We start from the raw sequence: 11330 nt of genomic DNA, 5'->3' as shown, positions 1-11330 counted from the left end.
AGGGAGGCCCGTATGGATTTTTCAGGACAAACCGTCATCGTCATTGGCGGCACCAGCGGTATCAACCGGGGCATTGCCGAGGCTTTTGCGGCCTCGGGTGCCAAACTGGCTGTGGCCAGCCGGTCGCAGGAGAAGGTGGATGATACCGTTGCAGCGTTAAAGGCGGCGGGCGCGCAAGACGCCATCGGAGAGGCGTTCGACGTGCGTGATCCTGATGCTGTGGCAGCGGGTCTGAAGCAGTTCCATGAGACGTTCGGAGATTTCGATGTATTGGTTTCAGGCGCAGCCGGAAACTTTCCGGCACTGGCAGCTGAGATGTCGGTCAACGCGTTCAAGACGGTGATCGATATCGATCTGATGGGCACAATCCATGTGATGAAAGGGGCGTATCCTTACCTCAAACGCCCCGGTGCGAGCATCATCAACATCTCGGCCCCGCAATCCTATCTTCCCTACGAGGGGCAAGCGCATGTTTGCGCGGCGAAGGCGGGCGTGGACCAGATCACCCGGACGCTCTCGATGGAATGGGGTGGCGAAGGGATCCGCGTGAACTCGGTCGTGCCCGGGTTCATTGAAGGGACCGAGGGCGCGAAACGTCTGGCTCCGACCCCGGATGCCGGTGAAGCGCTGCGCCGCGACGTGCCGTTGGGACGTTGGGGTCAGCCACAAGACGTTGCCAACGCTTGCCTGTTCCTCAGCTCGGACCTTGCCAGCTATATCAGCGGGACAGTTCTGGCCGTTGACGGAGCGCTCTATCAACGTGGCTCCGGCAAATTCGGGCAAATGATGGGAGAAATGCTGCGCGCACAGGCTAAGGCACAGACATAAAACAAATTAGCCTGTGAATTTGTTCATATACAGCATGTGACCAATTACGCAGAGTCCTGCCCATCACAATGTAAGGATGGGTCAAGACATGCTGACATTGCCTTTTGGCACCCCGGAAACAGCGCAGATCATCGTGATGATCGGTGTGCTGGGCGCAGGGCTATACATCCTGAACTATTTCCTTCTGCAAATGGGGATCGTGCGGGGCAGCGGTGTTCTGTATCCGGTGCTGGTGATTGTAGCTGCCAGCTGCGTGCTGATCAGCATGGCCGAAGAATTCAACCTCGCGGGTTCGATCATCCAGATGGCCTATATCCTGATCTCGGTCATGGGCCTGATACGCGGATATCTCTCGCATCACCTTGTGCGGTTCTCCAAACCCGAACGGCAATTCGTCGAGAACTATCTTGAGACGCTGAAGCCGCATCATGCACGCAAGCTGTTGAACACGGCCAATCTGGTCACGTTTGAACCCGGCGACACGGTGATCGAAGAAGGCATCACCAGCGACTATCTGGCTTATGTACTGTCGGGCCGCACCACCATCCTCAAGACTGGTCAGGTCATCAACCAATGCGGCCCAGACCAGATTCTTGGAGAGCTGACCTTTGGCATCGGAGTGCCCGCAACCGCAACGGTGCGCGCAGCCGAACCGACCACCTGTCTGGTTTTCGACAGCCAGCGCCTTGCCCGTCTGCTGCGGCGCAATCGCCAGATCGACGACGCGCTCAAGGCCGCGCATTTCCGGCATGCGCGCCAGAAGCTCCTAAGCAGTAACAATCACACGGTCAAAGCGCGCACCACCGCAGTTGCGGCCTAGGCGTCAACCATCCAGGCCCACCGGCCTGCCCACGATGGTGAAGTGCAGACCCTCAGGGTCTAGCAGTTCGGAGGCAACGCGGTTGACCTCTTCCAGCGTCACTGCATTTACTTTGTCATTGCGGGTGGCGATGTAGTCGATGGGCAGGTCTTCCATCTGCATCCCGACCATGATCCCGGCGATCTGGCCATTGCCATCGAAACGCAGCGGGTAGGCTCCGGTCAGATAAGTCTTGGCGTCATCCAGTTCCTTCTGGGTTACCCCCTCGGTCGCTGCACGGGCCCATTCATCGCGGATCACCTCCACCGCATCCGCGATGCGATCATTGGCCGACGATACCGACCCCAGATAGACCGAGGCCAGATCCTTGGGCACAAGGAAGGTCGAAATGCCATAGGTCAAGCCACGCTTTTCGCGCACTTCCTGCATCAGGCGGCTCTCAAATCCGCCACCTCCAAGGATGTGGTTCAGAACGAAGGCGGCGAAGAAATCCGGATCATCGCGGTCGATCCCCGCATGACCAAACAAGGCAACTGACTGCGGAGTATCAAAATCCACCACGCTGATTCCACCGGGGATATTCACCTCAGCCCGATCCGGAATGGGTTTGCCGGTCGCCGGAAAATCCGCAAGCAGGGTGTCCAGTAGCACTCCCAACTCGTCGGCTGTGATGTCACCAACGGCTCCGACATAGAGACGATCCCTGACAAATACATTGCCATAGGCGGACTCGATATCCTCACGCGACAGGGCCGAGACCGACTCGATCGTCCCCTTGCCGTCCGTGGCATAGGGGTGATCGCCGTAGGCCATCTGGGCGAAGCTGCGCCCGGCTATGTCGTTCGGGTCAGTCTGATCCGATTTAAGCCCCGAGATCACCTGCGCGCGCACTCGGTCGATCGCGTCCTGATCAAACCGAGGTTCGTGCAGGGTGGTGCGCAACAGGTCAACCACCTCATCGCGGTTCTCGGTCAGGAACCGTGCTGAGATCGAAACGGTATCATCCGTCGCGCGATACGTGAACGAGGCCGCCAGTGACTCCAGCTCGCGGGCGTAAGTCCGGGCGTCCATATCTCCGGCGCCCTCCTCGATCAGGCCGCTCATCAGATAGACAGCGCCTCGCTTGTCGGCGTCATCCAGCGATGTCCCACCCCGAAAACGCAGCTCCAGCGCCGTGAAGGGGATCGAGTGATCCTCGACCAGCCAGGCCTTGATCCCGGCGGGGGAAGTAACCTCTTGGATATCGATCTCGGCCCAGGCAGGCAGGGCAACGACAAAAGCGATCAGCGTCGCGAAAATCCGTTTCATTGGGTCACCTCATCGTCGCGCATCAGCCAACCGGTGACCGAGGTTTCCAGCTGCAACACCTCGCGTGCTGCTGCGATGATCTCGTCCCCGGTGACAGCCTGAAGGATATCGGGCCAGGCTTGCACGTCCTCGACTGTCAGACCACTGGTCAACGCCCGGCCATAGCGGTTGCCGATGGCGTCCACATTGTCGCGCGCGTAGATTTGCGATGCGCGCAGCTGCATCTTGATCCGGTCAAGGTCGTCTTCATTGACACCTTCGGCGATAAAATCGGCAACGGTCTGATCCATTGCATCTTCCGCCTCTTGCAATGAGACGCCTTCGGCGGGCACCACCAACAGGTCAAACGTGGTGTCATCCAGCGAAACGCCACGGTAGAACGCGCCGGCATAAACCACCTTCTGCTGCTCAAACTGCAGTTTTTCGTTCAGATAAGACGTCGTGCTACCGCCAAGCAATTCGGCCAGCAGGAATAACGCAGCAGCCTTCTCCTGCGCACCCGCATCCCGTTCCGGCGCAAGATAGCTGCGTTGGACATAGGGCTGCGCGACGCGGACATCCTTGAAGGTCAGGCGACGCTCGGCCGTCTGGGGTGGCTCTTGCGAGCGGATGCGTTCTGGCAGATCTGAATTGGCAGGGATCACGCCATAATACTGATCTGCCAGCGTTCTGACCTCATCGGGGTCGACATCGCCCGTGACAACCAAAATGGCATTATTGGGCGCGTAATGGGTTTGATAGAAGGACAGAGCGTCATCCATATCCAGCGTCTCCATCTCGTGACGCCAGCCGATAATGGGCACGCCATACCGATGGTTGAGATACTGCGCAGCATTCATCTGCTCGCCGAACAGTGCGCGAGGGCTGTTTTCCGTGCGCTGATTGCGCTCTTCCAGGATCACATCGCGTTCAGTGACAATATCGTTTTCAGTCAGACGAATGTTGCGCATCCGATCTGATTCCATCCGCATCATCAGTTCCAGCCGGTCGGCGGCAACGCGCTGAAAATAGGCGGTGTAATCATATGAGGTGAAGGCATTGTCATTGCCGCCATTGGCAGCAACGGTGGCCGAAAACTCTCCCGGAGCCAGCGTGTCGGTTCCCTTGAACAGCAGATGCTCAAGAAAATGCGCCACACCTGATGAACCGATGGGCTCATCTGCCGATCCGGCCCGATACCAGACCATGTGCTGCACGACCGGCGCACGGCGATCTTCGATCACCACGACATCCATGCCGTTATCAAGCGTAAAAGTTGTGACCGCCTCTTGCCCCTCTTGCGCCCAAAGAGGGGTTGCAGCGATCAGGGCTACCGACAGTGCCAGGGCCCGAACCATGGGGCGTCCTCCGTTTCGTTTGATGACAATCAAACTACGGTGGTGGTGCGCGGGTTCAAGGCCAATGACAGAAAGTTAAGAAGAATTCATCACTGCGGCGGTGCGGACGGAGTCTCAAGCCCACGGCTGCGCGCCGCTTCGTTCACATCGTTCGCATCAATCGCCTCACGCCGGTAGGCTTGCGCGTAACGGTCCACAGGGAACAGGCGAATACGCGTCAGGCGCTGCTTCTTCCGGCGAAACTCGGCATCTTCTTCGGCAACTACCTGACGGGTGTTCGCCGGCACGCCATATCGGCTTGATGCCGTCACCAGTGCCGCATCACCCGACGGGATGCCAGCGTTCGGGTTCAGTGCAGCCTCACTTCCACCCAGCGCCACAACTGCATCCGCCGTGGGGTTGGGATCGGTGAGGTTGCCACCACCCGGCGTCGGGGCAGGCAGGAAGGCATAGTCCTTTGGCTGGGTCAGCGGCTTGACCGGCAGCACCGCAAACTCATCCGGTCCCTGCCCCGGGGCCCGAAGGTTGCGCAGACCAATATCGGCACAGCCCGCAACCGAAGCGGCGAGTGTCAGGACAAGAATGGTGCGCGGCAGTCGCATCGGTATCTCCAGCCAGTTTCAGGGGCTTTTATCGCATATCGCAAAGCGCGTCACGAGGGCTTTTTGCTATCAAACAACACCAGGCCCAAAGCTCCCGCAAATATGAACACATCAGCCAGATTGAAAACAAACGGATTGTCGATGCCGCAGCAGGACATGTTCAGAAAATCCAGAACATAGCCATAAAGCACTCGGTCCACGACATTTCCCAGCGCGCCCCCGATCAACAGGCCTCCGCAGAACAGCATGAACTTGGTGGGGGTCGCGCGTGCCAGCCAGATCAGGACGCCAAGGCAGATCACCAGCGAAATGCCGATCAGCACCCAGCGCGCGGCGTCGCTGTTGCCTTGAAACAGGCCAAAATTGATGCCGCGATTCTCGCCGTATTTGAACACGACAAGCGGTGGCAGAATGTCGATGCCATTGGGATGTTCGACCACGCGCATCACATGAACAACCAGATACTTGCTGATCTGGTCGATCAGAAACGCGGCCAGACCAGCCCAGAGGAGGAGCGCATTTCGCATCAGTGACGGAAATGACGCATGCCGGTGAAGACCATCGCCAGACCAGCCTCATCCGCTGCCGCGATCACTTCGTCATCACGCATCGAACCGCCGGGCTGGATAACGCACGTGGCCCCGGCTTGCGCCGCCTCCATCAGACCATCGGGGAAGGGGAAGAACGCATCTGACGCCACGGCCGAGCCGATGGTCAACGGTTGCGGCAGGTCCAGTGCTTCGGCCATGCGCTCGGCCTTTTTGGCCGCAATCAGGGCCGAATCGACGCGGCTCATCTGGCCCGCACCAACGCCTACGGTCGCGCCATCTTTGACGTAAACGATAGCGTTGGATTTGACATGTTTTGCCACCTTCCACGCGAACAGCAGATCGCGCATCTGTTCATCAGTCGGGGCCTTCTTGGTGACGACCTTCAGGTCATCCATGCCGACAAAGCCGTTGTCCTTGTCCTGCACCAGCAGGCCGCCCGCCACCTGACGCACGGTTTTGCCACCGGCGGTCACATCGGGCAGCGCTTCGGTGGTCAGCAGGCGCAGGTTCTTCTTGGCGGCAAAGATCGCCTTGGCCTCGTCCGATGCGCCGGGGGCGATGACGACCTCGGTAAAAATGCCGGTGATCTCTTGCGCAGTTTCTGCGTCCAAGGGCTGGTTCAGCGCCACGATGCCACCAAAAGCTGAGGTGCGGTCGCAGTCGAACGCGGCTTTGTAGGCTTCCAGCAGGGTTGCACCCTTGGCTACGCCGCAAGGGTTGGCATGTTTGATGATGGCACAGGCCGCGCCGTCGGCGGGGTCGAATTCAGCCACCAGCTCGAAGGCAGCGTCGGTGTCGTTGATGTTGTTGTAGCTCAGTTCCTTGCCCTGATGCTGCACGGCTGTTGCCACGCCGGGACGGCCCGAACCATCGGTATAGAATGCCGCCTGCTGATGGCTGTTCTCGCCATAGCGCAGGGTCTGTTTCAGCTCGCCAGCAAAGGCGCGGCGTTTCGGGGCCTCTAGCTGTAACGCGTCAGCCATCCAGTTCGACACGGCGGTGTCATAGGCGGCAGTACGTGCATAAGCCTTCTGGGCCAGCCACTGGCGGAAGCCCAGCGAGGTCTTGCCGTAGTTTTCTTCGAGCTGATCCAACAGCGATGAATAATCCTCGACATCGACCACGACGTTCACAAAGGCATGGTTCTTAGATGCCGCCCGGATCATCGCAGGGCCGCCGATATCGATGTTCTCGATGCACTCGTCATAGCCGGCGCCTTTGGCAACGGTCGCCTCGAAGGGATAGAGGTTCACGACCAGCAGATCGATTGCGCCAATGCCGTGCTGTTCCATCGCCGCGACATGGGTGTCATTGTCCCGCAGTGCCAGCAGCCCACCATGCACCATCGGGTGCAATGTCTTGACCCGTCCATCCATCATCTCGGGAAAGCCGGTGACCTCGCTGACATCCTTCACCTCAAGGCCAGCCTCACGCAGTGCCTTCGCGGTGCCGCCGGTCGACAGCAACTCAACCTCGCGTTCGGCCAGCGCCTTGCCCAGCTCGATCAGCCCGGTCTTGTCGGAAACGGAAAGCAACGCGCGGCGCACGGGGTGAAGATCGGTCATGGGTCCAAAGGTCCTTTTGGCGTCAGTCGAATACGGGCTCGTCCCGGTGCGTGTCCCGCACGGCATAGGCTGTATCCTGAGCCTTGCTGAGCGTCCACCGGATGCGCGTCGCATACTCCATTGCGCGGCCAGATAGAACGATCTGTTTTGTCGCGCGCGGCTTCAAACGGCCTTTTTCCAGATAAACACTTGGTTCGACTGACAACTTTCCGATGTTGTCATGACGGAAAACCCAGATCTCACCACTTTTGAGCGCCATCGACACCGCTGCGCCGCCCAGATCCAGCGCTGCATCGACGTCGGGATGCAGGTGAAAGCGGATGTCAAACGCGATCCCCTTGAGGTTGGCGGCATCCATCGCCCGGTCGAACTGCCGCTTGGCCTTGTCGGTTGCCGTCAGCAGAATATCCTCACCCGCCAGCTCGCGTCCGTCAAAGCGCAACTCCAGGGTTCGGGCATGGGTCAGGCCGAAAACCTTGGCATAGCCGTCATGACCAGCCATGAAACGGGTACCCTCAAAGGCGTCCTCGAAATCCACCGGCACGTCCTGAGGACCGTCGACCAGCGCCTCGTGTGCCGCGCCTTTCATCGGCGCGGCAAGGCGGGCGCTGGAATATCCGTCCACGCATAACGTTGAATGTGAGGGCGTAGCCCGACCCGCCCGGCGCCAGTCCTGCCCGAAGCTGCCGCCCGAGCCGCAATTCACGATCAGGGGGCGACGGCCCGAGGTCAGTTCAAACGCAAGGGTCGAAGCATGGGCATTGTATGATGCAGCCCCTTTTGGAGGCCCGCTGGCATCGACCAGCACCGTGGTCCGCGACGCTGCCAACCTGGCAAAGCCCATCGATAGGTCTGAATGATCCTGAGGTTTCACCCCGCTTTGCGCCAGCGCCTGATCCAACCGCCCCTCAAGCCCGCGCCCACCGCCATGGAACCGCGCCAGTGCACCATCTGCATGGCGCAGATTACGCAATGTCGGAGCGATCCGCCGGATCGCCCCGGTCTGGGCAGCAGGCGTACCCCGGCCCACCTCGTTGAGCGCCGCCGAGGTCCAGGCAAGCAAGGTGAAAACCTCGAGCAGCTCCTCGGGGTTGCGGGTCAGGATACCCCCTTCCGCATCAATCTGGCGCTCGCATTCGCGGGCCATAGCCTTGAGCGCTGGGTCAGCCATCTGCTCCAACCCGTCCAAAGCCAAACCAGCTTGCACCAGACCACCCAGCGCTTCGAACCGGGGAAGGCCCGGCGTCGCCGAGGTCCAGCGTTTGGACAGGAACCATGTCTGTTGCGCCAGCGACCGGAAAAATCGCTTGCTGTGCGCCTCATCCATCCCGCGCAACAGGAATTGCGCATGGTTAATCCAGCGCGTAACCCGCCGCCCTGTCAGATCCGGGGCCCAGCCGGGACCGTGCCCGCGCCCATGTGCCTCAACCCAGCCCCATACCCAGCGCTGCGCTTTTTCGCGCGCCCGGAAATCTCCGACAGCGGCCAGATCATCCAACCAGGAAAATCCGTGGCGTTCATCGTCGAAATCCGTGCTGGGGGCGGTCACATCCCAGAGATCTGTATCATCGGCTTCAACCAGATATCCGGCGAACAGCAGGTTCCCGGCTACCAGCTGCCGACCGCGTGCAAAAGACCCCACCGTGCGCGGTTCGGGTTGGCCCACGAAACCGGCGGCGGGTTTTTGCCTTTGACTCAGGCGCGCGTAGAGACGGTTCTGAAACCGCGTCCAGCGATTGGCCATTGTGTCCGAGTTTGACATGACGCTTGCGATTCTGCCCCTTGCGCTCTGCGGGCGCTTGACCACACGATAGACCGGTCCGCTCGTCAAGTCATCGAAAAGCGTCGCGTCAGGCGGATTTGTTCAGGCAGGCGATATAGAACCCGTCCATACCGCCCCTGTCGGGCCAGTAGTCGGGGCGCAAACGCAGGCCACCTTCCTCAGTGATCCAACCTGTTTCAACGCCTTCTACCTCAAGCGCGGCACGGTCGATCTGCATCTCGGGGTGCTGATCCAGCGCCTCTTCGATCTGCACTTCACCCTCGTCGGGCAACAGGGAACAGGTGCAATAGACCAGCCGCCCGCCGGGTTTCAGCAAGGACCATGCATGGGCCAGCATCTGCGCCTGCAACTCGATCAGCCCGCCGAACTCCGAGCCGTCCTTGGCGAAAGGCAAATCTGGGTGGCGGCGAATCGTGCCTGTCGCCGAACAGGGCGCGTCGAGCAAGATGGCGTCGTACTGCCCCTGATGCTCCAACGCATCACCGGTGATCACTTCGGCCCTGAGGCCTGTTCGTTTCAGATTTTCACGCACCCGCGCCAGCCGCGCTTCAGAGATATCCAGCGCTGTGACCTCTGCCCCCGCCGCAGCCAGTTGCAGCGTCTTGCCGCCCGGCGCGGCGCAGAGGTCCAGCACCTTTTCCCCCGCTTTCGGGGCCAGGACCTGCACGGGTAAGGCCGCCGCCGCATCCTGTACCCACCAGGCGCCCGCCTCATATCCCGGCAGGGTTGAGACCTGCCCCGCATCCCGCAGCCGGACCGAGCCAGTGGGCAGCACCTCACCACCGGGCGCGTCAGCCCCGGGCTTCAATGTCACGTCCAAAGGCGCGCCGCTGAAATGGGCCTGCTCCATGCCCTTCACCGCGTCCTCGCCCCACGCCATGATCAGCGGATCACGCAGCCACTCGGGCAGGCGGGGCGCGCGCATCTTGGGCCAAGCGTCTGGACCATCGGCGGCAATCTTACGTAGAACCGCGTTTACCAGCCCCTTCAATCGCCCGTGCTTGCGCGAGCGGCCAACGATCTCAACCATCGAATTGACCACCCCATGGGCAGCTTCACCCTGACACAGTTCAACCGTGCCAAGCCGCAGAGCGTTGTGCACGGTCAGCGCCGGTGTTTGTCGCAGATGATCGGCCAGCAACCGATCGGCACGCTCTAGCCCGCGCAGGGATTCAACAGTCAATCGTTGAGCGCGCGCGCGATCTTCCGGCGCAAGGCGGTCCAACGCTCCGGCCGCAAGGCATTCTGGCAACAACCGGCCCTCACCCAATATCTGATCCAGCAGATAGATGGCGCTGCGCCGCGCGGCTGTTGCAGAGTTTGACATGATGCTGAGTGTCCCTCGTGACCTTTGCCCGCATTGCCTTGGGCGGACGAGGGCGTATATCAAGGCGCTGAACGGAAAGGAACCCGATGCATGAGTGACGAGCGCAAAGACCTGCCCCCTGCCGCACAGCGCGCCCTCGCCGAGGCTGAGGAACGTCGCAAGAAGGCTTTGGCCGACGCCAAGGATCAGCCCAAGGAACTGGGCGGGCGCGACGGCCCCGACCCTGCTCGCTATGGTGATTGGGAGAAGAAGGGCATCGCCATCGACTTCTGATCAGGCCGCGCCCCGCAGCGCTTGCAGAAAGTCGTCTATTAGCGCCCGCTGCCGTTTCGACCGCACCCGATCCTCGGGCCATGTCAGCCAGTATCCATCTTTTGTCTGCAGCTCGGGCAGTTCAAGCCTGCACAATCGACCGGTCTGCAAACTGCCCTCCGCCAGGGGTACCGAGCCCAGAACGATCCCCATCCCCTGCCGCGCCGCCGTGATCGCGTGACCAACGGAATCGAAACTCAGTCGCCCCGTCGGCAAATCCTCGACCCCGGCAACGCGCGCCCAGTCCTGCCAGCCGGGGCGTTCTCCACGCAGATCAATCAGCGGCGCGCCCCAATCGACCCCCGGTGTCGCCATCGGGGCCAGCACCTCGGGCGCGATCAGTTTGGACTTGCGCCCGGACCAAACTCCTCGACCATATCGGATCTGCAGCCATGTCCGCTCCTCATCCAGAGATGAGCGGCGGGCCATAGAGTCCGTCATCACCCGTACCTTGGGCCGAAGTTCTAAAAAAGCAGGTAAGGCAGGCAAAACCAACGCGTGAATATGCGACGACAATCCAGCGACCCTCAACTCGCGCGGGGATTTGCCGAACAGATCCTCGGTATTGCGTTCCAGCGCCTGCAGGCTGTCCTGCACCAGCGGCAAATAGCTCTCGCCTTCAATGGTCAGCGACACGCCGCGCGCCTCACGCACAAACAACGACCGGCCCAGCCATGCCTCGAGGTTGCCGATTCTCTGGCTGACAGCCGCCTGCGTCAGACCAAACTCGCGTGCGGCCGCGGAAAAGCCGCCCAATCGTCCTGCGGCTTCGAATACGCGCAACCAGTCCAGTGGGGGTAATCCGATCTTTTTCTTAGCCATAAGATTTTCCAAGCCTCAGTGGCAATAAGGTTTAATTGTGGTAATGCCACGAAGCGCGTATCTCCTCAAGCAAAG

General features: G+C 60.6%; 11 protein-coding genes. 3 read left to right on the top strand and 8 right to left on the bottom strand.

Going from position 1 to position 11330, the window contains the following annotated elements; all coding sequences use genetic code 11:
* Nucleotides 1-12 precede the first annotated feature (12 nt).
* A complete protein-coding gene (locus ACR3EM_RS15975) occupies nucleotides 13-828 on the top strand; it encodes an SDR family oxidoreductase (protein WP_480471627.1) in 816 nt (271 codons plus the stop codon).
* A gap of 88 nt (nucleotides 829-916) precedes the next feature.
* Nucleotides 917-1648, top strand: a complete 732-nt coding sequence (locus ACR3EM_RS15970; RefSeq protein ID WP_480471626.1) for a Crp/Fnr family transcriptional regulator — start codon at nucleotides 917-919, stop codon at nucleotides 1646-1648.
* A 3-nt stretch (nucleotides 1649-1651) separates the two neighbouring features.
* On the opposite strand, the gene ACR3EM_RS15965 is transcribed toward ACR3EM_RS15970, so the two are convergent.
* The 7 genes from ACR3EM_RS15965 to ACR3EM_RS15935 all read right to left on the bottom strand — a co-directional run bounded on the left by ACR3EM_RS15965 (nucleotide 1652) and on the right by ACR3EM_RS15935 (nucleotide 10121).
* Nucleotides 1652-2956, bottom strand: coding sequence for a M16 family metallopeptidase (locus ACR3EM_RS15965; RefSeq protein ID WP_480471625.1), 1305 nt, complete (start codon nucleotides 2954-2956; stop codon nucleotides 1652-1654).
* Nucleotides 2953-4293: a M16 family metallopeptidase gene (locus ACR3EM_RS15960; protein ID WP_480471624.1), complete on the bottom strand. Its 1341-nt coding sequence runs from the start codon at nucleotides 4291-4293 to the stop codon at nucleotides 2953-2955. The genes ACR3EM_RS15965 and ACR3EM_RS15960 overlap by 4 nt, the downstream gene beginning before the upstream one ends.
* 89 nt (nucleotides 4294-4382) lie before the next feature.
* Nucleotides 4383-4895, bottom strand: a complete 513-nt coding sequence (locus ACR3EM_RS15955; RefSeq protein ID WP_480471623.1) for a DUF3035 domain-containing protein — start codon at nucleotides 4893-4895, stop codon at nucleotides 4383-4385.
* Between the two features lie 50 nt (nucleotides 4896-4945).
* Entirely contained in the window at nucleotides 4946-5422 is a 477-nt protein-coding gene (lspA, locus tag ACR3EM_RS15950) for a signal peptidase II (protein WP_480471622.1), read from the bottom strand.
* Nucleotides 5422-7011 (bottom strand): bifunctional phosphoribosylaminoimidazolecarboxamide formyltransferase/IMP cyclohydrolase, encoded by a 1590-nt coding sequence (purH, locus tag ACR3EM_RS15945; protein WP_480471621.1) that lies wholly within the window; start codon nucleotides 7009-7011, stop codon nucleotides 5422-5424. The genes lspA and purH overlap by 1 nt, the downstream gene beginning before the upstream one ends.
* Nucleotides 7012-7033: 22 nt before the next feature.
* The gene (locus ACR3EM_RS15940; RefSeq protein WP_480471620.1) at nucleotides 7034-8773 is read right to left on the bottom strand and encodes a heparinase II/III family protein; all 1740 of its coding nucleotides are present in this window, start codon (nucleotides 8771-8773) and stop codon (nucleotides 7034-7036) included.
* 88 nt (nucleotides 8774-8861) lie between these two features.
* Nucleotides 8862-10121, bottom strand: a complete 1260-nt coding sequence (locus ACR3EM_RS15935; protein ID WP_480471619.1) for an RsmB/NOP family class I SAM-dependent RNA methyltransferase — start codon at nucleotides 10119-10121, stop codon at nucleotides 8862-8864.
* A gap of 90 nt (nucleotides 10122-10211) precedes the next feature.
* On the opposite strand from ACR3EM_RS15935, the gene ACR3EM_RS15930 reads away from it, so the two are divergent.
* The gene (locus ACR3EM_RS15930; RefSeq protein WP_480471618.1) at nucleotides 10212-10394 is read left to right on the top strand and encodes a DUF1674 domain-containing protein; all 183 of its coding nucleotides are present in this window, start codon (nucleotides 10212-10214) and stop codon (nucleotides 10392-10394) included.
* On the opposite strand, the gene ACR3EM_RS15925 is transcribed toward ACR3EM_RS15930, so the two are convergent.
* On the bottom strand, nucleotides 10395-11255 hold the full coding sequence (locus ACR3EM_RS15925; protein ID WP_480471617.1) for a LysR family transcriptional regulator: 861 nt from the start codon (nucleotides 11253-11255) through the stop codon (nucleotides 10395-10397).
* Nucleotides 11256-11330: the final 75 nt, after the last annotated feature.

The organism is Ruegeria sp. AH3 (genome assembly GCF_056536265.1).
The sequence above is the reverse complement of the archived record's forward strand: the minus strand, read 5'-3'. Positions and strand labels throughout refer to the sequence as shown.